Source organism: Bacillus cereus group sp. BfR-BA-01453, from assembly GCF_022662915.1.
Lineage (GTDB): Bacteria > Bacillota > Bacilli > Bacillales > Bacillaceae_G > Bacillus_A > Bacillus_A paranthracis.
The window spans coordinates 82046-107967 of the sequence record NZ_JAKUEN010000014.1 but is presented as its reverse complement, the minus strand read 5'-3'; the positions used below and the strand labels follow the sequence as shown (position 1 = coordinate 107967).

Below are 25922 nucleotides of genomic sequence, written 5' to 3'. Positions count from 1 at the left end.
GTATGTTCTTTGAAAACTAGATAACAGTGTAGCTCATATTTTTTAATTTTTAGTTTGGTTAAGTTAGAAAGGGCGCACGGTGGATGCCTTGACACTAGGAGTCGATGAAGGACGGGACTAACGCCGATATGCTTCGGGGAGCTGTAAGTAAGCTTTGATCCGAAGATTTCCGAATGGGGAAACCCACCATACGTAATGGTATGGTATCCTTATCTGAATACATAGGGTAAGGAAGACAGACCCAGGGAACTGAAACATCTAAGTACCTGGAGGAAGAGAAAGCAAATGCGATTTCCTGAGTAGCGGCGAGCGAAACGGAACATAGCCCAAACCAAGAGGCTTGCCTCTTGGGGTTGTAGGACATTCTATACGGAGTTACAAAGGAACGAGGTAGACGAAGCGACCTGGAAAGGTCCGTCGTAGAGGGTAACAACCCCGTAGTCGAAACTTCGTTCTCTCTTGAATGTATCCTGAGTACGGCGGAACACGTGAAATTCCGTCGGAATCTGGGAGGACCATCTCCCAAGGCTAAATACTCCCTAGTGATCGATAGTGAACCAGTACCGTGAGGGAAAGGTGAAAAGCACCCCGGAAGGGGAGTGAAAGAGATCCTGAAACCGTGTGCCTACAAATAGTCAGAGCCCGTTAACGGGTGATGGCGTGCCTTTTGTAGAATGAACCGGCGAGTTACGATCCCGTGCGAGGTTAAGCTGAAGAGGCGGAGCCGCAGCGAAAGCGAGTCTGAATAGGGCGTTTAGTACGTGGTCGTAGACCCGAAACCAGGTGATCTACCCATGTCCAGGGTGAAGTTCAGGTAACACTGAATGGAGGCCCGAACCCACGCACGTTGAAAAGTGCGGGGATGAGGTGTGGGTAGCGGAGAAATTCCAATCGAACCTGGAGATAGCTGGTTCTCCCCGAAATAGCTTTAGGGCTAGCCTTAAGTGTAAGAGTCTTGGAGGTAGAGCACTGATTGGACTAGGGGTCCTCATCGGATTACCGAATTCAGTCAAACTCCGAATGCCAATGACTTATCCTTAGGAGTCAGACTGCGAGTGATAAGATCCGTAGTCAAAAGGGAAACAGCCCAGACCGCCAGCTAAGGTCCCAAAGTGTGTATTAAGTGGAAAAGGATGTGGAGTTGCTTAGACAACTAGGATGTTGGCTTAGAAGCAGCCACCATTTAAAGAGTGCGTAATAGCTCACTAGTCGAGTGACTCTGCGCCGAAAATGTACCGGGGCTAAATACACCACCGAAGCTGCGGATTGATACCGAATGGTATCAGTGGTAGGGGAGCGTTCTAAGGACAGTGAAGTCAGACCGGAAGGACTGGTGGAGTGCTTAGAAGTGAGAATGCCGGTATGAGTAGCGAAAGACGGGTGAGAATCCCGTCCACCGAATGCCTAAGGTTTCCTGAGGAAGGCTCGTCCGCTCAGGGTTAGTCAGGACCTAAGCCGAGGCCGACAGGCGTAGGCGATGGACAACAGGTTGATATTCCTGTACCACCTCTTTATCGTTTGAGCAATGGAGGGACGCAGAAGGATAGAAGAAGCGTGCGATTGGTTGTGCACGTCCAAGCAGTTAGGCTGATAAGTAGGCAAATCCGCTTATCGTAAAGGCTGAGCTGTGATGGGGAAGCTCCTTATGGAGCGAAGTCTTTGATTCCCCGCTGCCAAGAAAAGCTTCTAGCGAGATAAAAGGTGCCTGTACCGCAAACCGACACAGGTAGGCGAGGAGAGAATCCTAAGGTGTGCGAGAGAACTCTGGTTAAGGAACTCGGCAAAATGACCCCGTAACTTCGGGAGAAGGGGTGCTTTCTTAACGGAAAGCCGCAGTGAATAGGCCCAAGCGACTGTTTAGCAAAAACACAGCTCTCTGCGAAGCCGTAAGGCGAAGTATAGGGGGTGACACCTGCCCGGTGCTGGAAGGTTAAGGAGAGGGGTTAGCGTAAGCGAAGCTCTGAACTGAAGCCCCAGTAAACGGCGGCCGTAACTATAACGGTCCTAAGGTAGCGAAATTCCTTGTCGGGTAAGTTCCGACCCGCACGAAAGGTGTAACGATTTGGGCACTGTCTCAACCAGAGACTCGGTGAAATTATAGTACCTGTGAAGATGCAGGTTACCCGCGACAGGACGGAAAGACCCCGTGGAGCTTTACTGTAGCCTGATATTGAATTTTGGTACAGTTTGTACAGGATAGGCGGGAGCCTTTGAAACCGGAGCGCTAGCTTCGGTGGAGGCGCTGGTGGGATACCGCCCTGACTGTATTGAAATTCTAACCTACGGGTCTTATCGACCCGGGAGACAGTGTCAGGTGGGCAGTTTGACTGGGGCGGTCGCCTCCTAAAGTGTAACGGAGGCGCCCAAAGGTTCCCTCAGAATGGTTGGAAATCATTCGTAGAGTGCAAAGGCATAAGGGAGCTTGACTGCGAGACCTACAAGTCGAGCAGGGACGAAAGTCGGGCTTAGTGATCCGGTGGTTCCGCATGGAAGGGCCATCGCTCAACGGATAAAAGCTACCCCGGGGATAACAGGCTTATCTCCCCCAAGAGTCCACATCGACGGGGAGGTTTGGCACCTCGATGTCGGCTCATCGCATCCTGGGGCTGTAGTCGGTCCCAAGGGTTGGGCTGTTCGCCCATTAAAGCGGTACGCGAGCTGGGTTCAGAACGTCGTGAGACAGTTCGGTCCCTATCCGTCGTGGGCGTAGGAAATTTGAGAGGAGCTGTCCTTAGTACGAGAGGACCGGGATGGACGCACCGCTGGTGTACCAGTTGTTCTGCCAAGGGCATAGCTGGGTAGCTATGTGCGGAAGGGATAAGTGCTGAAAGCATCTAAGCATGAAGCCCCCCTCAAGATGAGATTTCCCATAGCGTAAGCTAGTAAGATCCCTGAAAGATGATCAGGTTGATAGGTTCGAGGTGGAAGCATGGTGACATGTGGAGCTGACGAATACTAATAGATCGAGGACTTAACCATATAATATGTAGCAAATGTTATCTAGTTTTGAAGGAATATATAATTTTCTTCTTGACATTTCGAAAGAAATGTTTATAATGATAAAAGTCTGGTAATGATGGCAGAGAGGTCACACCCGTTCCCATACCGAACACGGAAGTTAAGCTCTCTAGCGCCGATGGTAGTTGGGACCTTGTCCCTGTGAGAGTAGGACGTTGCCAGGCTAATATTATTCCGCAGTAGCTCAGTGGTAGAGCTATCGGCTGTTAACCGATCGGTCGTAGGTTCGAGTCCTACCTGCGGAGCCATTATGCTTCCATAGCTCAGCTGGTAGAGCACTTCCATGGTAAGGAAGAGGTCACCGGTTCAAGCCCGGTTGGAAGCTTGGGAATAGGTTTAAAACTTTTTTGGCCCGTTGGTCAAGTGGTTAAGACACCGCCCTTTCACGGCGGTAACACGGGTTCGAATCCCGTACGGGTCACCACTTTTGGAGGATTAGCTCAGCTGGGAGAGCACCTGCCTTACAAGCAGGGGGTCGGCGGTTCGATCCCGTCATCCTCCACCATATATATTTTAAATGTCGGAGGGGTAGCGAAGTGGCTAAACGCGGCGGACTGTAAATCCGCTCCTTCGGGTTCGGCAGTTCGAATCTGCCCCCCTCCACCATTTTCTTTAAAATAACCTGAGAGGGTTTATTTTTTTGAAAAGATAACCATACTAGTAAATATTAATGGGCTATAGCCAAGCGGTAAGGCAACGGACTTTGACTCCGTCATGCGCTGGTTCGAATCCAGCTAGCCCAGCCATTTACGAGCCATTAGCTCAGTTGGTAGAGCATCTGACTTTTAATCAGAGGGTCGAAGGTTCGAGTCCTTCATGGCTCACCATTTTCGCGGAAGTAGTTCAGTGGTAGAATACAACCTTGCCAAGGTTGGGGTCGCGGGTTCGAATCCCGTCTTCCGCTTAATTACTAAGGGGCCTTAGCTCAGCTGGGAGAGCGCCTGCCTTGCACGCAGGAGGTCAGCGGTTCGATCCCGCTAGGCTCCATCTAATAGAGAAAGCTTACATCATATGATGTAAGCTTTTTTTGTGTTTAAAAAGACAACTTTCATACTTGTCATTTAAAATGGAGAAAACGTGAAAATAAAGGGTGGGGGATAATTATGAAAGTTGTTATTGCATCTGATTCATATAAAGAAAGCTTAACAGCTATAGAAGTATGTGAAGCTATTGAAAGAGGTTTTGGAGCAATTTTTCCTAAAGCAGAGTACGTAAAAATACCAATTGGAGATGGAGGGGAAGGAACGGTCGATTCCCTTGTTGATGCTACAAGCGGGAGGATTATATCATTTCATGTGACAGGACCGCTTAGAGAGAGCGTACAAGCCTTTTACGGTATGTCTAAAGATAAAAAGACAGCGTTTATTGAAATGGCAGCAGCATCAGGTTTACAACACGTTCCGGCTAAAAAGCGAAACCCACTTATTACGACGACGAAAGGAACAGGAGAACTTATACTACATGCGCTAGACGAAGGAGCTGAGCATATCATTTTAGGACTTGGGGGAAGTGCTACAAATGATGGAGGAGCGGGTATGTTGTCAGCTTTAGGAGTCAGGTTTATAAATAGAAAAGGAGAAGTAATAGAGCCGTCTGGTGGAACGTTACATTCGATTGTCTCTATTGATTTTTCACAAATGGATTCACGCTTAAAGCATATAAAGATAGAAGCAGCATGTGATGTAGATAATCCGTTAGTTGGAATAAAAGGAGCATCTTTCGTATTTGGACGACAAAAGGGTGCGGATGAAGAGATGATGAAAGAGCTGGATGAGAATTTAAAGCATTATGCGCATATCCTTAAACAATACCTATTTTGCGACGTATCTAAAATACCTGGTGCAGGAGCTGCAGGAGGTATGGGAGCAGCTGTTATTGCAGTGCTAAAGGGAGGCTTGCGGAGAGGAATTGAAATTGTATTAGATTATACAAATTTTGATAAGCATATAGAAGGTGCAGATTTAATTATAACTGGCGAAGGGAGAATAGATGAACAAACAGCATATGGAAAGGCACCAGTAGGTGTTGCGGAGCGTGCAAAGCGTCTTCATATTCCTGTCATTGCGATTGGGGGATCAGTATCTCCGAATTACTCGGCTGTTCATGAAAAAGGAATTGACGCAGTATTTAGTATTACAACAAGTCCGATGACATTAGAGGAGGCATATAAAGTAGCAGAAGAGAATATCGAAATGACAGCAAAGAATATTGCAGCAGTGTGGAAAATAGCATCAGAAAAACACTTCTAAATGCGGGAGTGTTTTTTATTATTATCTAATAATAATGATGGTAGTTGTTTCATTAAGTTAACTTTATACATAGAATAGTCTTAACATTTGGATTTTTAGGTGGATATAAGTGAATAATTTGTATATCCATACAGAAAAATGTCGAGTTGAGTCAGACTATATAAAAGATTTAAAATATTTAGTGAAGGCACAGAAGGGGGATACTATCTATGAAAAAAGAAATTTCAGTTATTGGAGTTCCAATGGATTTAGGGCAGATGCGTCGTGGCGTTGATATGGGACCGAGCGCAATCCGTTATGCAGGTGTAATTGAAAGAATTGAAGAAATTGGATATGACGTTAAAGATATGGGAGATATATGTATAGAGAGAGAAAAAGAAGTAGAGGTAAATACAAGCTTAAGAAACCTTACACAAGTTGCAACTGTATGTAACGAATTAGCAAGTAAGGTGGATCATATTATAGAAGAAGGGCGTTTTCCACTTGTATTAGGTGGCGATCATAGTATCGCTATCGGTACATTAGCTGGTGTTGCGAAACATTATAAAAACCTAGGTGTTATTTGGTATGATGCACATGGTGATTTAAATACAGAAGAAACTTCACCATCTGGAAATATTCACGGTATGTCACTTGCAGCAAGTTTAGGGTATGGACATCCCACGCTTGTAGATTTATACGGGGCATATCCAAAGGTGAAAAAAGAGAATGTTGTAATTATCGGTGCACGTGCATTAGATGAAGGAGAAAAAGACTTTATTCGAAATGAAGGTATTAAAGTATTTTCAATGCACGAGATTGATCGTATGGGTATGACGGCTGTTATGGAAGAAACAATCGCGTATTTATCTCATACTGATGGTGTGCATTTATCATTAGATTTAGATGGTCTTGATCCTCATGATGCACCAGGAGTTGGAACACCTGTAATTGGTGGCTTATCTTATCGTGAAAGTCATTTAGCAATGGAGATGTTAGCGGAAGCTGATATTGTTACATCTGCCGAGTTTGTTGAGGTAAATACGATTTTAGATGAGCGAAATAGAACGGCAACAACAGCGGTTGCTTTAATGGGTTCTTTATTCGGTGAAAAACTAAAATAAATGTAAGAAAAGCAACTGAGAAGTTGCTTTTTTTATTTGAAAATAGGCGTATAATAATGATTTATATTATACTGTACGATAAGAATGTTTGACATCTTACCAATTTAGACTAAAGGGGGTTGTTTGTAATTGTCGTTTGTTTCATGTATGGTATAATTAACTAGTTGTTGGAAATACATACAGATAGAGCATAAAACAATATTTCAATATATGGATAGAATTGCTCGTAAGTAGGAGGAAGGGTTAGCATGCCTTTTGAAGATACGACCATTTTGAAATATCTTAGTACGGCATTAGATATTGCCGTTGTATGGTTTATTATATATAAGCTAATTCTCATAATCCGAGGGACGAAAGCTGTTCAACTTTTAAAAGGGATTACAGTTATTATTGTCGTTCGGATGATCAGTATTTTCCTTGAATTGCGAACGCTATATTGGCTAACTGAACAAGTATTAACGTGGGGATTTTTAGCCGTTATTATTATTTTCCAGCCAGAATTGCGAAGAGCGCTTGAGCAGCTAGGACGCGGGAGTTTATTTTCGCGTACTGGAACTCACGAGGATGATGAGCCTGAAATGGTTGCAACAGCGATAGCGAAAGCAACGGAATATATGGGAAAACGTAGAATTGGTGCATTAATTACCTTGTCAAAAGAGACCGGTATGGGTGATTATGTAGAAACGGGTATTCCGCTAAATGCAAACGTATCATCGGAATTACTCATTAATATTTTCATTCCAAACACACCTCTTCACGATGGAGCAGTAATTATGCAAGGAAGTACCATTAAAGCAGCAGCTTGCTATCTTCCGTTATCGGAAAGTCCATTTATTTCTAAAGAGTTAGGAACTAGGCATCGCGCTGCAATGGGAGTTAGTGAAGTTACTGATAGTATTACAGTAGTTGTGTCGGAAGAAACAGGCCAAATTTCTTTAACGAAAAATGGTAAGTTGCATCGTGATTTGAAGACAGAACAACTGAAAGATATGTTGTTAGCTGAATTTAGTGCGAACGAAAAAACGACTTCTTCGTCTTTATGGAATTGGAGGAGAAAGCGTCATGGATAAGTTAATGGAGAATCATTGGTTTTTAAAGGGGATCTCATTACTATTGGCGTGTATGCTTTTTATGTCAGCGACTTTAACTGAAAAAAATACGACATCGGGGATACTACCTTTTGCAAATGATGCGAAAGAAACATTAACTAATTATGCTATTAACGTTAAGTATGATGAAGAGAAATATATTGTAAGTGGTATTCCGGCAGAGGGCGTTAAGGTGAAGTTAGAGGGTCCAAAAGCAGCAGTTGCTACGGCAAAAGCGAAAAAACAATTTGATATACCAGTTGATTTGAGAGGCAGCGAAAAAGGAACGTATGAAGTTTCTTTGAAAACGAATGGACTTCCAGATGATGTGAAAGGAACAGTTCAGCCATCAACAATTAAAATTACTCTTCATGAAAAAGCGAGAAAATATGTTCATGTAGACTTGAAATTATCAAATGAGGATCAAATGCCAGCTGGTGCTACTCTCGAAAAATCAAACATTAAACCTGATACGGTTGAGGTAGTTGGGACGAAAGAAGAAATTGAAAGTATTTCATCTGCTAAGGCGTATGTTGATTTAAAAGGTGTTAATAAAACTGTTACAAAAACAGCCGAAGTTACATTATACAATAAAGAAGGCAAACGTTTAAATGTAAGAACAAGTCCATCTAAAATTAGTGTAACGTTGAATGTGGCGACGCAAGCTACGGCCAATAATACTGAAAAAACTGTTCCTATAACATATGCGAAAAAGGGGAGTTTACCGGAAGGATTGGCCGTTACAAATATTAGTGTTGAGCCGAGAGAAGTAACGATAGCAGGTCCAAAAGATATATTGGATAATATACAATCGATAGAGGGGGTCGAAGTAGATCTTAGTCAATTGACAGAGTCTACAACATTCGATACCTCTGTTTTATTACCAAAGGGTGTAACAAGTGCGAAGCCAAATCAAGTAAAGGTTTCAGTAGGTGTACAAAAAACAAAACAAACGAAAACAAGAACGATTGATGGTATATCAATTCAAAAAAATGGACTTTCTAAAGACGTTACGGCCCAGTTACTTTCGCCGCAAGATGGGAAGATAAGCGTTGATATTTCAGGAGAAACAAGTATAGTAGATAAAATAACAGCTGCTCAAATAACAGCAGTGATTAATCTACAAAATGTGTCTCCTGGGACGAAGGATGTTGCTATTCAAGTGAGTGGCCCTGGTAATATTTCAATAGAGCCAAAACAAAAAAGTGCTAAAGTTACAATTGTGAAGAAAGAAAATCCCGATAAAGAAGTACAGGGTAACGGTGAGCAACCAAATTCAAATAATAATAAAGATAATCAAACTGAAAAACCAAAAAATCCTGAACCTGAACCTAAGCCTGATCCAGAAAAGGAAAAGGAAAAGGAGAAGGAATCGGAACAAAATAAAGATAAAGAAACTAGCCAAGAGCCAACAGTAGATAATCAAAAAGAGCCAGAAAAAGGAGCGAATCATAATGGGTAAATATTTTGGTACAGATGGAGTACGCGGGGTTGCGAATCAGGAGTTAACACCTGAATTAGCGTTCAAAATTGGACGTTTTGGTGGTTATGTATTAACAAAAGATACAGACCGTCCAAAAGTAATTATCGGCCGTGATACACGTATATCAGGACATATGTTAGAAGGAGCTTTAGTAGCAGGTCTATTATCAACTGGAGCAGAAGTAATGCGTCTTGGTGTTATTTCTACACCAGGTGTTGCTTATTTAACGAAAGCGTTAGATGCACAAGCTGGTGTTATGATTTCTGCATCTCATAATCCAGTACAAGATAACGGAATTAAATTCTTCGGTTCAGACGGTTTTAAATTAACAGATGAGCAAGAAGCAGAAATTGAAGCTTTATTAGACAAAGAAGTGGATGAATTACCACGTCCAACAGGTACGAACCTTGGGCAAGTGAGTGATTATTTTGAAGGTGGACAAAAGTATTTACAATACATTAAACAAACTGTAGAGGAAGATTTCTCAGGTTTACATATCGCTTTAGATTGTGCGCATGGTGCTACGTCTTCTTTAGCTCCGTACTTATTTGCTGATTTAGAAGCTGATATTTCAACAATGGGAACTTCACCAAACGGTATGAACATTAACGATGGAGTAGGTTCTACGCATCCAGAAGTATTAGCTGAATTAGTAAAAGAAAAAGGTGCTGATATTGGTCTTGCTTTCGATGGTGATGGTGACCGTTTAATCGCTGTAGATGAAAAAGGAAACATTGTTGATGGCGATCAAATTATGTTTATTTGTGCAAAGTACATGAAAGAAACTGGTCAACTAAAGCATAATACAGTTGTTTCAACAGTTATGAGTAACTTAGGTTTCTACAAAGCACTTGAAGCTAACGGTATTACAAGTGATAAAACAGCAGTTGGTGACCGCTACGTAATGGAAGAAATGAAGCGCGGAGGTTACAACTTAGGTGGAGAACAATCAGGCCATATTATCTTACTTGATTACATTACAACTGGTGATGGAATGTTAAGTGCACTTCAACTTGTAAACATTATGAAAATGACGAAAAAACCATTATCTGAGCTTGCAGGAGAAATGACAAAATTCCCGCAATTACTAGTAAACGTTCGTGTGACAGATAAAAAACTAGCACTAGAAAACGAAAAAATTAAAGAAATTATTCGTGTTGTAGAGGAAGAAATGAATGGTGATGGCCGCATTCTTGTTCGTCCATCTGGAACAGAACCACTTATTCGTGTAATGGCAGAAGCACCAACACAAGAAGTTTGTGATGCATATGTACATCGCATTGTAGAAGTTGTGAAAGCGGAAGTTGGCGCTGAATAATTTAATAAATTTATTGAAAAGGAGCACAATAAGTGCTCCTTTTTCATATGTTTTATAGATGGTGAAAAAATTTTCATTGACGGTTTATCCATGTTTGTTATAAGATGGTCTTGTTCTTTTTCTCAAAGGAAATATTGTAAATTATAGAAGCGCCAGAACTACAAGTAGTGTAGTTGACGAGGTGGGGTTTATCGAGATTTCGGCGGATGGCTCCCGGTTGTTCATCACAACCGCAAGCTTTTACTTAAATCATTAAGGTGACTTAGTGGACAAAGGTGAAAGTGTGATGAGAGAAAAGGAACGGATACAAACTAGCTGTATAAGTATATACGGACTTAAACCCAATCGAGAGGAAGGTGAAAGCCGTTACAAGCTTACAGGGCTAGCAATATGTAATCCGTTTTTTAGTATAAATAAAAATGGTATCGGACTATGTCGTTACATGTTCGCAGAGCAGTGTAAGCATTTGTAACGGCGACTAAACATGTGTGGAATCGTAGGATTTATTGGAGAGCAAGATGCAAAGGAAATTTTATTAAAAGGTTTAGAAAAGCTAGAATATCGTGGATATGATTCAGCAGGTATTGCAGTACAAGCAGAGAACGGTGTTGTTGTATACAAAGAAAAAGGCCGTATTGCAAAACTTCGCGAAATCGTAGATGAGAACGTAGCAACAAGCGTGGGGATCGGTCACACACGCTGGGCTACACATGGTGTTCCGAGCAAAGTAAACGCGCATCCGCATCAAAGTACATCAAAGCGTTTTACACTAGTTCATAACGGTGTAATTGAAAACTATGAGTTAGTGAAGAAGGAATATTTACAAGATGTAACGTTCGTAAGTGAAACGGATACAGAGGTTATCGTACAGCTTATGGAACAACAAGTGAGCACAGGACTAAGTGTAGAAGAAGCGTTCCGTAATACGCTATCTCTTTTACATGGCTCTTATGCAATCGGATTACTTGATGCTGAAAATCCAAACATGATTTATGTTGCTAAAAACAAAAGCCCGCTATTAGTAGGTGTTGGTGACAACTTTAATGTTGTGGCGAGCGACGCTATGGCGATGTTACAAGTTACAGATCAATTTATTGAATTAATGGATAAAGAAATTGTAATTGTAACGAAAGAAAGTATTACAATTAAAAACTTACAAGGTGAAACGATTGAACGTGCACCGTTTACAGCGGAATTAGACGCAAGTGATATTGAAAAAGGAACATACCCTCATTTCATGCTTAAAGAAATCGATGAGCAACCACTTGTTATCCGTAATATAATTCAAAAGTACCAAGATGAAAATGGCGAGATTGAATTAGATCAAGACATCCGCAATGCGATTTTAGATAGCGATCGTATTTACATCATTGCATGTGGAACAAGTTATCATGCAGGTCTTGTTGGAAAACAATTTATCGAGAAGTTTGCAAAAATGCCAGTTGAAGTGCATGTAGCAAGTGAATTCTCTTATAACATGCCATTATTAACAGAAAGACCATTCTTCATTTACATTTCACAAAGTGGTGAAACAGCTGATAGCCGTGCAGTACTTGTACAAACAAATGAAATGGGTCATAAAGCATTAACAATTACAAACGTACCTGGTTCTACACTTTCTCGTGAAGCAGATTATACACTTCCGTTATACGCGGGACCAGAAATCGCCGTTGCATCAACGAAAGCTTACACAGCACAGCTTGCAGTACTTTCAATTTTAGCTGCAGATATTGCTAAAGCAAAAGGTGAAGTTCTTGGTTTTGACTTAACACACGAACTAGGACTTGTAGCAAATGCAATGGTACAACTTTGTGATCAAAAAGAAGAAATGGACGCTTTAGCAAAACAATTTTTAGCAACAACTCGTAACTGTTTCTTCATCGGACGTAGCGTAGACTTCTACGTAGGATTAGAAGGCGCGTTAAAACTAAAAGAAATCTCTTACATCCAAGCAGAAGGATTTGCTGGAGGAGAATTAAAACACGGTACAATCGCCTTAATCGAAAATGGTACACCAGTTATCGCACTTGCTACACAAGAGCACGTAAACCTTGGAATTCGTGGTAACGTGAAAGAAGTAGTAGCACGAGGAGCTAACCCATGTATCATCTCAATGAAAGGCTTAGAAATGGAAGGTGACAGCTTCGTATTACCAGCTGTACATGAAGCACTAGCACCGTTAGTAGCAGTTATTCCATTACAACTTATCTCATACTACGCAGCACTTCACCGTGAGTGTGACGTTGATAAGCCACGTAACTTAGCTAAGTCTGTTACGGTTGAGTAGGAGATTAGTAGGTTAGTAAATATAGTTGTGGATTTGAAATAAAGTCGCGATGTTTTAAAAAAAGTTGTGATGCTTCACCCCTTTAGATATGATTATCTAAAGGGGTGTTTTTATGTCTAAAAGAAAAAGAACACCTGAAATTGAAAAGTGGATAAAAGAAGGTCGTGGTTCAGGTATCGGTATAAATTATAAAACATGGCTGAAAATTCAAGATGTATCCTCTCTAGGTCGTTCAACTCGTTTAAAAGGAATAAAAATGAGTAGGTAACATGAATTTTTATCGGATTTAGAACAAAAATATTTTTATTTAAATGAATATTCAGATTTTATTAAGAGAGAAATTGTTTAAGAGGTTATTGAAGTGAGGAAATATCCGAAAGTTTATTTTGAGAGATCTGTCAATTTTTATTCTGAATATTATAAAAAAGAGTTGTTTTGTAATAAAATTAGAGTAGATTTAAATAGCATTTACTGATGAATTGCATTAATTTGTAAAGATGAATAAATTTCAAAATAATTGTACTTTACTTGAAGGTATGATGGTGAAAACGGGTGCGAAAAAAGCTTGGTCAACAGTAGCGGGGTGGTTTAATTAACATGCAAAAAAATATAGATTTTAATAAGAAAGCTTTTGAATACTATATGGCTGTTTATGCTGCACAGGATATAAGATCGACCATTATTACTCTTGTTATTGGGATAGCAGACATATTTGTTCTTGCGCCTGCTTTTGCGAATCCTTTTCGATTATTGTATGTATATATAGTGGCTCCTCCGATTATCTTTTTGAACTTATGGGCGATATGGATTATTATCAATCCTCGGAAACGGCAATTACAATACACTCTATTTCGAGGAGTATTTGGTATCGTATGTTCAGTAGGATTATTGGTTATAGCTCAAAAATTTGCATATGAAATGTTAGAATTACAAACGCCAATTTATTTTATTTTTTCATTTGGTTTATATAGTTTTGCTTTGTATCATTATTATAAAAATCATATTAAAAAACTTCAGGAACCAAGAAAAAAGTCAAAATCATCGAAAGGAATGGGGGGCATAGGAGCAGTTGCTTTTGTAGGATTAGGGCAACTTATTGCTAACATCAGTCTTGGTTTTGCAACACAACAGATGGTGGCAATTGTATTAATGTGTGTATACTCAATGCTTTCGCTTATTTTGTTTCATTTCATTATGGAACTTCATAGATATTATTATTTACGGAAGCATATAGAAAGTGGAGGGAAAACACATAGAGCCTTTTAAAGAGGGTTTGTTGAACCTTGATTATATAATTGCGTTCCTCTTTTGGATAAGAAACCATTTTGATTAGACCTTTTCAAAATGGTTTCTTTTTATTCATCATAGAATACGGTTTAACACAATATTTTTAATCAAACTTTATTTTAAAGCCACACATTGCTTTTTCTTATGGTAAATTTGTTTCTTAGTTATTTCCTGCATTTTATATCGTTCACCAATTATGTAATGTTAAGGGAGATGACAAAAGAAAGGAAGAATGTACAAATGAGTATAGTAAAAAACGGAACATTGCAAGTAATTGGAGCAAGCATCTATTATGAGGTGCGTGGCTCGGGTCCAATTCTTCTTTTGATTCATGGTGGGGGTGGTGATGCCGACAAGTTCCATAATATCGCCGACCATCTTGCTAAGTGGTATACCGTTGTTACTTACGATCGTCGTGGTCATTCCCGTAGCAATCTCGTCAATAAAAATGAGGATTACCATGTGCACACGCATAGCGAAGATGCTCATCGGTTGCTAGCTAATCTGACCAAAGAACCGGCTTATGTATTCGGAAGTAGTTCTGGTGCTGTTATCGGACTTGATTTGTGCATACGTCATCCTGAGCAGGTACAGTTACTAATTCCACACGAACCGGTTTTATTACAACTTTTATCTGAAAATGAGTTGAAGCAGGCTATAAATTTCATGGAAGACCTTAAAGGGAATCATCAAAGTGAGGTCATGAAGTTATTGTCAAATATTGATGATAGTAATTCCGAACCATCGAAGGATATGCTAACAGAGCGACTACTTGGCAATTCGATGTATTTCACTGAGTATGAAATCCCGGGAATTCTCAGCTATACTTTAAATATCGATGCATTAAAGTCCCTATTAAAACCTGCATCGATACAGGTACGTCCAGCTGGTGGAAGTATTTCAAGAGAAACTTTTCCTTATCATTGCGCATTCAACTTAGCAGAACACCTCAGAACAGAATTCACAGAGTTTCCAGGACATCATGTGGGTTATAACACAGTGCATCATAAAGAGTTTGCTGAGAGGTTACATGATGTTATTGAGAATTAATCGGGAAGCTATCAATGAGCAGTGTATAAACACAATAGCGCGAATAGATATTCATGGAGTTACAAGACAATACGTAATTTAGGGTTTTGTCTATATGTCTAAATTAATTTCAAAGCATCAGCAGAATATGAACAACTAAAAAAGCAGCTACCTCTCCATTTAAAGGTAGCTGCTTCTTTTTACATAGATTCTATAATTATTTGTCTTTCATACCACTTGTTTCGTTTTCCATTTCCTAAATCTTCTTTATCAACAATAATAGTTTTGGGGTGACTTGATTTGTTAGCTTAATAATTATGGGATTTCCTCTAATAGAACCAACGCGAACAATAAAAGCGCTTGCATAATTAAAAATCCGAGTTATAATACTTGTATACAAGTATACTTGATTAACACGAGGTGGATTTATGACGAAATCAATGGAATTTCTTTATCCTGAAAAATGGCTTTCAAAAGCTTCTACAGGTGATCGTGTTGCGAGCGAATTGAGAATGCGCATTATTGCAGGTGCAATTGAAAGCGGTACCATCCTGTCAGAAAATAAAATAGCTGCCGATTTTTCTGTAAGTCGGTCACCCGTTCGTGAAGCATTAAAATTACTAGCTTCTGAAAATATTATTCGCTTAGAAAGAATGGGCGCAGTTGTCATTGGTTTAACCGAGAAAGAAATTGAAGAAATATATGATGTTCGTTTACTTATAGAAACGTTTATCTTTGAGCGACTTGGAAAGATGGACACAAATGATTTAGTAAGAGAACTAAATAAAATAATGGAAATGATGAAAATCGCCATTAAGTATCATGATTCTGATGAATTTTCTTATCAAGATCTCTTATTCCATGAAACGATTATTCGAACCATTGAGCATTCCTACATCCTGATGATTTGGAATAATTTAAAGCCTGTTATGGAAAGCTTAATCCTTTTATCAATGCGTACTCGTTTCAAGGAAAAGTACGAAGACTTTGAACGGATTATTAAAAATCATGAGCTTTATATAAAAGCAATCGAATCAAAAGATCGAGCCCTCATGATTAAGGCCTTACATCAAAACTTTGATGATGTTCAAGGGAAAGTCGAAGACCTCTGGATGTCACAACAAATGTTATCTAAAGGAGTTGAGCAAGGACATGAGTAGCTATATGTTAGGTATAGATATCGGTACAACAAGTACGAAAGCAGTTTTATTTACTGAAAAAGGCGAAGTCATTCAAACTGAGAATATTGGTTATCCACTTCGCACACCGGATATATCCACAGCGGAACAAGATCCAGAAGAGATTTTTCAAGCAGTTTTACAAGCAATATCAAATATAACGAAACAGCATTCAGATAAAAACCCATCGTTTATTTCATTTAGCAGTGCTATGCATAGTGTCATTGCCATGGATGAAAATGATCAGCCGCTGACACCTTGTATCACTTGGGCAGATAATCGCAGTGAAGCATGGGCACATAAAATCAAAGATGAACTGAATGGCCATGCAGTTTATAGACGAACAGGAACACCTATTCACCCAATGTCACCATTAAGTAAAATTACATGGATTGTGAATGACCATCCGGAAATTGCTATTAGAACGAAAAAATATATTGGAATCAAAGAATATATCTTCAAAAAATTCTTTGATCAATATGTTGTTGATCATTCCATCGCCTCGTGCATGGGTATGATGAACTTAAAAACGCTAGATTGGGATGAGGAAGCTTTAAAAATTGCTGGTATAACATCAGCTCAATTATCTAAACTCGTACCAACCACCAAAATATTCAGCAACTGCAATCCAGATTTAGCCCAAAAGATTGGTATCGATTCCCAAACGTCGTTTGTCATTGGTGCCAGTGATGGGGTGCTTTCTAATCTAGGTGTGAACGCAATTCGGAAAGGGGAGATTGCTGTCACAATTGGAACAAGTGGTGCTATTCGGACCATCATTGATAAACCACAAACAGATAAAAAAGGAAGAATATTTTGTTATGCCTTAACCGAAAAACATTGGGTAATTGGTGGACCGGTAAACAATGGAGGGATGGTCCTTCGCTGGATTCGTGATGAACTTGCTTCATCAGAAGTAGAAACTGCGAAAAGACTAGGAATTGATCCATACGATGTATTAACTAAAATAGCAGAACGCGTGAGACCTGGTGCAGACGGATTATTATTCCATCCGTACCTCGCAGGGGAACGTGCACCATTATGGAATCCAGATGTACGTGGCTCCTTCTTCGGTTTAACGATGTCACATAAGAAGGAACATATGATTCGTGCAGCTTTAGAAGGTGTTATATATAATTTATACACTGTATTTTTAGCATTAACAGAATGTATGGATGGTCCTGTAACTCGTATTCAAGCAACAGGCGGCTTCGCAAGGTCTGACGTTTGGCGACAGATGATGTCCGATATTTTCGCATCTGAAGTCGTTGTTCCAAAGAGCTACGAAAGCTCTTGTCTAGGTGCATGTATATTAGGTCTCTATGCCACAGGAAAAATTGATTCTTTTGAAATCGTTTCCGAAATGGTTGGCAGTACCTACAAACATACACCGAAAGAAGAAGCAACAAAAGAATACAGACAATTACTGCCTATATTTATTAACCTATCAAGGGCGCTAGAAGACGATTATACACGAATTGCAAATTATCAAAGAAATTTAATAAAGTAAAACTTTCATCAGTAATCTCCCATGCCTCGCTTCTATCTAAATCTCGAGGTGGTGGGGGCCTTACTGCCCACGAATAGCGGGATCAATACAAATACAGCTAAGATTAGGGGGGAACTACGATGCCATTAGTCATTGTAGCAATTGGGATTTTAGCATTACTTTTACTGATTATGCGCTTTAAATTAAATACCTTTATTTCATTAATCATTGTATCCGTCGGGGTTGCGTTAGCACTTAGAATGCCACCAGAAAAGATTTTTAAAACCATTGAAGCGGGATTAGGTGGAACACTTGGGCACTTAGCACTCGTTTTTGGACTTGGTGCGATGTTAGGTAAGTTGCTTTCAGATTCTGGGGGGGCACAACGCATTGCCATGACCCTTGTGAAAAAATTTGGTGAAAAGAACATTCAATGGGCTGTTGTGACTGCCTCATTTATTATCGGGATTGCATTATTTTTTGAAGTAGGATTAGTATTATTAATTCCGATTGTATTTGCAATTTCAAGAGAATTAAAAGTTTCTATCTTATATCTCGGTATTTCGATGGCAGCTGCTTTATCTGTAACACACGGATTTTTACCACCACACCCAGGACCAACTGCTATCGCTGGTGAATTGCATGCAAACATCGGTGAAGTATTACTTTACGGTTTTATGATAGCGGTTCCAACAGTTGTGTTAGCTGGACCTGTATTTACTAAACTTGCAAAAAAACTAGTACCTGAGGCGTTCACAAAAACCGGTAATATACAATCATTAGGTGAGCAGAAAGTATTTAAACTTGAAGAAACCCCTGGTTTTGGAATCAGTGTTTTTACCGCTTTACTGCCTGTTCTTTTAATGGCAGTCGCTACAATTATTACTTTGTTGCAAAAAACAATGGGATTCAAAGATAATAGTTTACTAGCAACGATCGAGTTTATTGGGAATGCGGATACTGCCATGTTGATATCCTTACTAGTTGCGATCTATACAATGGGATTGGCAAGAAATATTCCAATCAAAAACGTGATGGAATCTTGTACAACAGCGATCTCGAATATTGGGATGATGCTCTTAATTATTGGTGGAGGCGGCGCTTTCAAACAAGTATTAATTGATGGCGGCGTTGGTAACTATGTAGCCGAATTATTCAAAGGAACTTCATTATCACCGATCTTGCTCGCATGGATTATCGCTGCCATCTTACGTATTTCATTGGGGTCTGCTACGGTTGCTGCATTAACAACTGTCGGTTTAGTGATTCCGATGTTAGGTCAATCTGATGTTAACCTTGCTTTAGTTGTCCTTGCAACAGGGGCTGGTAGTTTAATTGCTTCACACGTGAACGATGCTGGTTTCTGGATGTTCAAAGAGTACTTTGGTTTAAGCATGAAAGAAACATTTGCAACATGGACTTTACTTGAGACTATCGTTTCTGTAGCCGGATTAGGGTTTACTTTATTATTAAGTTTATTTGTATAGATCTTTCTAAACAGTAAAAGGGATACGGAAGCTGTTTAATGTGATTTTTCATGATTGATTAATAAGGATGAAAATTTCTCTTTATTTTTTAACTTGATAGTGATGTGCCGTGTCCCTTTAACCTTTTGCACGAATACTGGCAGAGCCTATTGAAATGAAAAAGTTGGATTATTTGATTAAAATGTTATTTTAGGTATATATACTATAATACAGAGTAACATACATGGAAAGGAACGATAGAATATGGAAAAGTTACAAATTGGAGTTGTTGGTGTGGGCGTTATGGGAAAAAGCCTCGCACTTAACTTTGAGAGTAAAGGGTATTCTGTTGCCCTATATGATATTTCAAAGGAAAAAGTTGATGAAACCATTGAGGAAAACCGTGGTAAAAACTTAGTTGGTACTCATATAGTTGAAGAGTTTGTTAACTCACTCGAATCACCTAGAAAGATTTTATTAATGGTTAATGCGGGAGAAATTACAGATAAAGCGATTGATTCTCTAGTCCCTCACCTCGATAAAGGTGATATTTTAATTGACGGTGGTAATACATACTTTGTCGATACAATTCGCCGAAACAAACGTCTTGCCGAAGAAGGAATCAATTTCATCGGGGCAGGTGTGTCAGGCGGCGAAGAGGGTGCATTGAAGGGACCATCTATTATGCCCGGCGGACAGAAGGATGCATACGAAAAAGTAAAGGATATGCTTGAAAACATCTCTGCAAAAGTGAATAACGAGCCTTGCTGTTCTTATATCGGACCGAATGGGGCAGGACACTATGTAAAGATGGTTCACAATGGTATTGAGTATGGAGATATGCAATTAATTTGTGAAGCATATTTCTTCTTGAAACAAACACTAGATTTGACTGCAGAAGAGTTCCATGAAATATTTGCTGAATGGAATAAAGGTGAACTGAACAGCTATCTAATTGAGATTACAGCCGATATTTTCAAGAAGAAAGATGAAGAAACTGGTAAGCCATTAGTGGATGTTATTCTTGATACTGCAGGACAAAAGGGTACAGGGAAATGGACAAGTCAAAGCGCACTTGATTTAGGTATCTCTCTGCCTATTATCACGGAATCTGTATTTGCACGTTGCATTTCTGCTTTAAAAGAAGAGCGTGTGAACGCAAGTAAAGTTTTATCTGGCCCTAAAGATAAAACAGCAATTGGAGTTGAAAAAGCCGAATTAATTGAAGCGGTGCGTCAAGCTTTATATATGAGTAAAATTTGTTCTTATGCACAAGGATTCACGCAATTGAAGGCAGCTTCTGAGGAATATGATTGGAACCTTGATTTTGGCAGCATTTCTATGCTTTGGAGAGGCGGATGTATTATCCGTGCTGCCTTTTTACAGAACATTAAAGAGGCTTATGAGACTAACATTGACCTACCGAACCTTTTACTTGATCCATACTTTAAAGAAATTGTAGAGTCATATCAAGGTGGATTACGCCAAATTATCTCAATGGCGGTACAACAGGGCATTCCGATACCTGCATTTTCAGCAGCAATTTCTTATTATGACAGCTATCGTACTGCCAAACTACCTGCAAACTTGTTGCAAGCGCAGCGCGATTATTTTGGAGCGCATACGTATAAACGAGTAGATAAAGAAGGTACATTCCATACAAAATGGATATAAAATAATAAATGGACTAAGATTAAATTCTTAGTCCATTTTTCATTCCACAATTCGTAGGCTATAAGACTCCCACTGATGGAAGTTCACTTTAAACGAATGTATGAATCAAAATGCGTTTATTTTTCCCATTTAGATGAAAAACACATAATCTTTAATTTGAGTGGATAGAACCCTATAGATTAAAGTTTTACTTTATCAGATGCACTTTTATTTATCTGAATTTTCCGTTACTATTTTAAGTATACGTGAACAATTTACTTTATTATGACAAAAAGAGACGAGAGATTTATGGACATTACAAGGGGGCATATTGATGAAAGTGAGTGAAAAAACATATTTAAGTATAGAAGAGATTATTTCATTACCGGCCGTATCAAGTACAAACATAAGTGATGATGGCAAAAACGTAGCATTTGTTAAGAGGACAGCTAACTGGAAAGACAATACATATAGAAATCATGTATGGATATATGAAAAAGGTAAAGGGAAAAATTATCCATTAACAAATGGGGAGATAGATAATACATGCCCGTTATGGTCTCCAAATTCTAGGGATATTGCATACCTTAGTCCTGGTGGTAATGGGAAAAATCAAATCTTCGTTAAGTCATTAGATGGTTATGGTGGGGTGCAAATTACTGATGAGGAAGAAGGGATCAGTACATTCAAATGGGATCATACTGGTAAAGGTTTTTATTATATTACACAGTCAAAAGAATGTGAGGAAATAAAGAAACGTAAGGAGCTATATGGAGATTTTCAACATGTAGGTAAGGAACATCAAAATAATTGTTTATGCTACATTGAAATAGAAAAAGTGATACAAAATGATAAAGAGGAACGAGAGATTAACGGTGTTTATCAATTAACTGATGGTAAGGAGTTTTATATCCATGACTTTGATATTTCAAATGATGGGAAAAAAGTTGTATGTATGGCTACACCAAGCCTAAACGATTATATGAATGGTGATCTATATATATTAGATGTTGAAGCTGAGGAACTGCAAAAGATGAATGTAGATAAGTTGTTGGGCGGGAGCGTTTGCTTTTCTCCTGAGGGCAGCAAAATATGTTACTCAGCAAGCATAAGAGAGAAGGATTACTATAGAAACCATATACAAGATAGTACATTAGAGATATATGATATGAATACGAGAGAGGTAATTCAACCTTTAACAAATTTTGATAGTACGGTTATGCCATTACAGTGGACAGCTAAAGGTATTTTAATTAGATGGCAGGATAAAACGAATTATCGTATTGGATTACTAGCTGAAGATGGCACTGTGGAAGCATTAAGTGACAACATAGATGGCTTTATAATGGATGCCTCTATAACAAGGGATGGCAATCATATAACCTATAATAAGGCTATAACAAATGAAACCTTTGAAATCTATTTGGATGATAAAAAAATAACGAATGAAAATAGCTTTTTCGAAGACAAGCTTAAAAGCAACAGGGAAATCATCTCATGGCAAAGTAGTGATGGTCTTAAAATAGAGGGTGTTTTATCAACACCAGTAGAGTTTGATACAAATAAAAAATATCCTTTATTAGTAGTAATTCACGGAGGTCCGGCTTGGGCATCCTTTCCGATATTTTCAGACTGCTTCAATGAGAAATATCCGATTGAACAGTTTGTTGAAAAAGGCTTTATCGTTTTAGAGCCAAACTATAGAGGAAGTTCTGGTTATGGTAATGAATTTTTAAAAGCGAACTACAGAAAACAAGGACTTGCTGATTACGATGATGTTATATCTGGAGTGGATGAACTAGTTGAAAAAGGGATTGTAGATAAAGATAGAGTAGGAGTTATGGGATGGAGTAACGGAGGATATATATCAGCTTTCTGTTCTACATTTAGTAGCAGATTTAAGGCAATTTCAGTTGGGGGCGGAATTACGAACTGGAGTACTCATTACGTAAATACAGATATCCCTTACTTCATTAGGATGCATTTAGGAAATACTCCATGGAATGATCCAGATATATATACGAAAACATCACCAATGACGTATATTAAATCAGCTTGTACGCCTACCTTAATCCAACATGGCGAAAAGGATGCAAGAATTCCAGTTACAAATGCATATGAGCTACATCAAGGATTAAGGGATATGGAAGTTGATACAGAATTAATGATATTTAAAGGAATGGCATATAGTCCTGATCAGCCAGGAATGAATGTAGCTATTATGAAGCAGAATTTGATGTGGTTTTCACATTATATTCTTGGAGAAAGTATGGAGGGTTTTAGTACTATATAATGGATATCCGCACAGGGATTATTCGTTGTGCAATCGGGCCAGATTGTTGTAAACTGCAAGTAAACCATTATTGAGAAGATTTAAGTGGTTATAAGGAAGCTTAATTCGGAGGACGAATATGACAGAGAATAAAAATGAGTTATCTGTAGAACGACGTGAAGAACTATTAAAAGTATTACAAGCCCGTTTTGAGAAAAACATGAACCGCCATGAAGGCCTTGAATGGGCTAAAGTTGAAGCGAAGCTGGCTACTAATAATGAAAAATTGTGGTCACTTAATGAAATGGAAGTAACAGGCGGTGAGCCGGATGTTGTTGGTTATGATGAAGAGAAGGACGAATATACTTTCTATGATTGTTCAAAGGAGAGTCCTAAAGGCCGCAGAAGTCTCTGTTATGATCTGAAAGCGTTAGAATCAAGAAAAAAACATAAGCCAGAAAATAATGTTATTGATGTTGCAAATGCTATGGGTATTGAACTATTAACAGAAGAACAATATCGGGAATTGCAAAAACTTGGAGATTTTGATATGAAATCATCAAGCTGGGTACAAACACCTTCAGATATTAGAGAACTCGGTGGTGCGCTATTTTGCGATTATCGCTTCGGGCATGTTTTCGTGTATCACAATGGGGCAGATTCTTATTATGCTGCCAGAGGTTTTCGTGGCTCGTTAAGAGTTTAAATTTGGAGTAAACAAAAAAGAGCCTATACGCAGGCTCTTTTTCTTATTTATATTTTAAGAGTAAACCGTTACTACGCAGTTTTACTTAATTTATATGTTCCGTGGTTGTTTTTACGGAAAATTTTTGGGAAAACATAGCCATCTAATCCAATATGTCCAGCGTTCTGTCCTGCAACTAAAATGAACATAGTCAAAATAAGCAGGTTTGGATTTACACTAACAGTTCCGCTTAATAAAAATGAAAGATTCATTATGATTCCGAAAAATGCAGCTGTTTTTGTTAATCCGCCTAAAATCAAACCTAGACCTACTAAAATTTCTCCCCATTGAACTAAAAAGCTAAATAGGTCTGCGTTTGGAAGGACAAAATGTTGAAGAAAATCTGCCCACCAACTTTGCACTGCAGGATGGTCACCTGATGCTTGAGCAATAGCGCCCTTTAGAAAACCACTTGCGTCAAAAGATTGTCCAAAGACTTTGCCTATTCCAGCAGCGAGCCATGTATACCCTATGTAAAGTCGTAAAAATAATAATATGAAAGTAGCACGTTTATCAGTTCTTAAAAAATTGATAACCATTGAAATCCCTCCAATATTGTATTTACAAGTTTATTATATATCCATTGTGAAAAAATTCACAATGGATATAATGTGAACAAATTTATGATTTTTTATTTATAAAATTGCACATAAAATATTGTGAAGTTTATTTTTGAAAATTAAGCAATAAATGAGAGATGGGAGCTATCTATTGTAGCGGATAGCTCCCGTAGTAAACAGGTTCATGTATGTTCTTTAAGTTCATCTGGGGTTCCTTATTATTTCTCTGGTTTTATATAAGGAACAATTGGTGCAGTAACGCCTACAGAAGCACCGCGAATAAAGTCTTGGTTTTCTAATACCTTAAAGTTTTCCGTTTTCCCAGTTAGCATAACCCCTAAGATTTTCACTTGATCAAATGGCTTGCCCTTGTTTGATTTTAAAAACTTCTGGATAGTTTCGTCATCTCCAGCGTCATCGTATTGGTTAAGTGAATCAACGAACCCTTTGTACGCTTCTTCAGGGGACTTGTCTGGATTAAATCCATAAACGGGCATACCAGCAGGTCCTTTGCTTTCATCTCCAATTGGTGAGGTCATATATAACCATACAATGTTTAAGTTATCTGGAATTTTTTCTTTAATTTCTTGTAGTGTGTAAGGCTGATTGAAAGAGATAGCAACTTCGGCAACATAGTTGTTCATTTGTGAAACTTCCCCTAATTCATTTTGGACACCATCAAAATATTCCTTAATAGCGGGATTATAAAATGTTGCAAATTTTTTCTTTGTTTGTTTATCGTACTCATAGAACTCTTTATTGGACCAATAAAAACCAGGTGTTAATTCATTGGAATCGATATTGATGCGGATCCAACCATAGGAGCTTGTTAATGTATTCCACGGGACTACGTAACCATTAATGTTTTTAGAACGATTTGATATAATATTGCCGCCAAACATGGATGAATTACTCGTTACTTGAGAATCAATTTGCACATTCGGTTCTGCAATTGCGTTATGTAAAAAGAGATGTTCGTGCAGCTTCGTAGAACTTTTCGCTGCGAAGTAATTGCCAACCTTGTACATTATAGGAATCAGCATGATTACAACCATAATAGAAGTAATAATAATTTTAAGTAACTGTTTCCTTTTAGCTTTTTTTAATGCATCTTTTAAAGAAGTATCCATTAAGTTTTTCCTCCTACTGTAGAATGAATTGTTTTACGTGCACGATGTAATTTTTGTTTAACACTGTTCACTTGAATATCTAGTATTAGGGCGATTTCTTCATATGAAAAATCATAATAATATTTTAAAAAGAAGGCTTCTTTATATTCTAGTTTTATATCTCTTAATAGATAGAAAATCTCATCTTTATTTAAAACAGCATCTAATTCTCGGTCTGTATATTGTAGTTTTGAATAAATCTCTTCAGTTAAATAGATGTTTTGCTGCTCTTTTTTTCTCTTCAAGTCAATGTATTCGTTTAATGCAACCCTAAAAAACCATGGACGTATGTTATTCTCTGTTAGGTCATCTAGCAACGTATATACTTTATAGAAAGTATTTTGGATGATGTCTTCTGCGTCTTCTTTTATAGCCCCTTTCGCTAGTAATAGTTTGAACACTTCCTCCCCTAAATTGATAAGATAGGAGGTCAATATATTTTCTTTTCCCATCATTTTTCCTCCCTATACTTATACAACGAATAGGTAATCATAAATGTATACACTTAAATGAAAGTTTTGTTCTTGA

General features: G+C 38.6%; 18 protein-coding genes, 9 tRNA genes, 2 rRNA genes and 1 pseudogene. 27 read left to right on the top strand and 3 right to left on the bottom strand.

Going from position 1 to position 25922, the window contains the following annotated elements; genetic code table 11:
* Positions 1-56 precede the first annotated feature (56 nt).
* The 27 genes and pseudogenes from MR070_RS22250 to MR070_RS22120 all read left to right on the top strand — a co-directional run bounded on the left by MR070_RS22250 (position 57) and on the right by MR070_RS22120 (position 23626).
* Positions 57-2979 (top strand): 23S ribosomal RNA (locus MR070_RS22250).
* Positions 2980-3066: 87 nt separating this feature from the next.
* Positions 3067-3182, top strand: a 5S ribosomal RNA gene (gene rrf / locus MR070_RS22245).
* Between the two features lie 9 nt (positions 3183-3191).
* A tRNA-Asn gene (locus MR070_RS22240) sits at positions 3192-3266 on the top strand.
* Between the two features lie 4 nt (positions 3267-3270).
* A tRNA-Thr gene (locus MR070_RS22235) sits at positions 3271-3343 on the top strand.
* Positions 3344-3367: 24 nt separating this feature from the next.
* Positions 3368-3442, top strand: a tRNA-Glu gene (locus MR070_RS22230).
* A 5-nt stretch (positions 3443-3447) separates the two neighbouring features.
* A tRNA-Val gene (locus MR070_RS22225) sits at positions 3448-3523 on the top strand.
* 17 nt (positions 3524-3540) lie between these two features.
* Positions 3541-3624, top strand: a tRNA-Tyr gene (locus tag MR070_RS22220).
* A 65-nt stretch (positions 3625-3689) separates the two neighbouring features.
* Positions 3690-3764 (top strand) — tRNA-Gln (locus MR070_RS22215).
* A 5-nt stretch (positions 3765-3769) separates the two neighbouring features.
* Positions 3770-3845, top strand: a tRNA-Lys gene (locus MR070_RS22210).
* A gap of 5 nt (positions 3846-3850) precedes the next feature.
* Positions 3851-3922, top strand: a tRNA-Gly gene (locus tag MR070_RS22205).
* A gap of 10 nt (positions 3923-3932) precedes the next feature.
* A tRNA-Ala gene (locus MR070_RS22200) sits at positions 3933-4005 on the top strand.
* A 116-nt stretch (positions 4006-4121) separates the two neighbouring features.
* Complete coding sequence (locus MR070_RS22195) at positions 4122-5267, top strand: glycerate kinase (RefSeq protein ID WP_044790559.1); 1146 nt, start codon at positions 4122-4124, stop codon at positions 5265-5267.
* A 209-nt stretch (positions 5268-5476) separates the two neighbouring features.
* Entirely contained in the window at positions 5477-6370 is an 894-nt protein-coding gene (rocF, locus tag MR070_RS22190; RefSeq protein WP_044790560.1) for an arginase, read from the top strand.
* A gap of 248 nt (positions 6371-6618) precedes the next feature.
* Positions 6619-7440, top strand: coding sequence for a diadenylate cyclase CdaA (gene cdaA, locus MR070_RS22185; RefSeq protein WP_001115700.1), 822 nt, complete (start codon positions 6619-6621; stop codon positions 7438-7440).
* A complete protein-coding gene (locus tag MR070_RS22180) occupies positions 7433-8920 on the top strand; it encodes a CdaR family protein (RefSeq protein WP_000359578.1) in 1488 nt (495 codons plus the stop codon). The genes cdaA and MR070_RS22180 overlap by 8 nt, the downstream gene beginning before the upstream one ends.
* A complete protein-coding gene (glmM, locus tag MR070_RS22175) occupies positions 8913-10259 on the top strand; it encodes a phosphoglucosamine mutase (RefSeq protein WP_000521482.1) in 1347 nt (448 codons plus the stop codon). The genes MR070_RS22180 and glmM overlap by 8 nt, the downstream gene beginning before the upstream one ends.
* 286 nt (positions 10260-10545) lie before the next feature.
* Positions 10546-10731: a hypothetical protein gene (locus MR070_RS22170; RefSeq protein ID WP_001208183.1), complete on the top strand. Its 186-nt coding sequence runs from the start codon at positions 10546-10548 to the stop codon at positions 10729-10731.
* A gap of 12 nt (positions 10732-10743) precedes the next feature.
* A complete protein-coding gene (glmS, locus tag MR070_RS22165) occupies positions 10744-12546 on the top strand; it encodes a glutamine--fructose-6-phosphate transaminase (isomerizing) (RefSeq protein WP_000334168.1) in 1803 nt (600 codons plus the stop codon).
* A 112-nt stretch (positions 12547-12658) separates the two neighbouring features.
* A pseudogene (locus MR070_RS22160) lies at positions 12659-12877 on the top strand (transposase); the annotation flags it as partial.
* 266 nt (positions 12878-13143) lie between these two features.
* On the top strand, positions 13144-13812 hold the full coding sequence (locus MR070_RS22155) for a hypothetical protein (protein ID WP_001171286.1): 669 nt from the start codon (positions 13144-13146) through the stop codon (positions 13810-13812).
* 261 nt (positions 13813-14073) lie between these two features.
* Positions 14074-14883, top strand: coding sequence for an alpha/beta fold hydrolase (locus tag MR070_RS22150; RefSeq protein WP_242262018.1), 810 nt, complete (start codon positions 14074-14076; stop codon positions 14881-14883).
* Positions 14884-15290: 407 nt separating this feature from the next.
* Complete coding sequence (gene gntR, locus MR070_RS22145; RefSeq protein ID WP_000167471.1) at positions 15291-16022, top strand: gluconate operon transcriptional repressor GntR; 732 nt, start codon at positions 15291-15293, stop codon at positions 16020-16022.
* Positions 16015-17550: a gluconokinase gene (gntK, locus tag MR070_RS22140; RefSeq protein ID WP_000100548.1), complete on the top strand. Its 1536-nt coding sequence runs from the start codon at positions 16015-16017 to the stop codon at positions 17548-17550. Before gntR ends, gntK begins: the two co-directional genes overlap by 8 nt.
* 119 nt (positions 17551-17669) lie before the next feature.
* Entirely contained in the window at positions 17670-19016 is a 1347-nt protein-coding gene (gene gntP, locus MR070_RS22135; RefSeq protein ID WP_044790563.1) for a gluconate permease GntP, read from the top strand.
* Positions 19017-19259: 243 nt separating this feature from the next.
* The gene (gene gndA / locus MR070_RS22130; RefSeq protein ID WP_000413554.1) at positions 19260-20669 is read left to right on the top strand and encodes an NADP-dependent phosphogluconate dehydrogenase; all 1410 of its coding nucleotides are present in this window, start codon (positions 19260-19262) and stop codon (positions 20667-20669) included.
* Positions 20670-20982: 313 nt separating this feature from the next.
* Complete coding sequence (locus MR070_RS22125; RefSeq protein ID WP_242262017.1) at positions 20983-22941, top strand: S9 family peptidase; 1959 nt, start codon at positions 20983-20985, stop codon at positions 22939-22941.
* 118 nt (positions 22942-23059) lie between these two features.
* Entirely contained in the window at positions 23060-23626 is a 567-nt protein-coding gene (locus tag MR070_RS22120; protein ID WP_242262016.1) for a DUF4256 domain-containing protein, read from the top strand.
* Between the two features lie 71 nt (positions 23627-23697).
* Here the strand turns inward: MR070_RS22120 and MR070_RS22115 are convergent, their stop codons facing one another.
* The 3 genes from MR070_RS22115 to MR070_RS22105 all read right to left on the bottom strand — a co-directional run bounded on the left by MR070_RS22115 (position 23698) and on the right by MR070_RS22105 (position 25846).
* Positions 23698-24204, bottom strand: coding sequence for a DoxX family membrane protein (locus MR070_RS22115; protein ID WP_242262015.1), 507 nt, complete (start codon positions 24202-24204; stop codon positions 23698-23700).
* A gap of 239 nt (positions 24205-24443) precedes the next feature.
* Positions 24444-25355 (bottom strand): sigma factor regulator N-terminal domain-containing protein, encoded by a 912-nt coding sequence (locus MR070_RS22110; protein ID WP_000381491.1) that lies wholly within the window; start codon positions 25353-25355, stop codon positions 24444-24446.
* Positions 25355-25846 (bottom strand): RNA polymerase sigma factor, encoded by a 492-nt coding sequence (locus MR070_RS22105; RefSeq protein ID WP_242262014.1) that lies wholly within the window; start codon positions 25844-25846, stop codon positions 25355-25357. The genes MR070_RS22110 and MR070_RS22105 overlap by 1 nt, the downstream gene beginning before the upstream one ends.
* Positions 25847-25922: the final 76 nt, after the last annotated feature.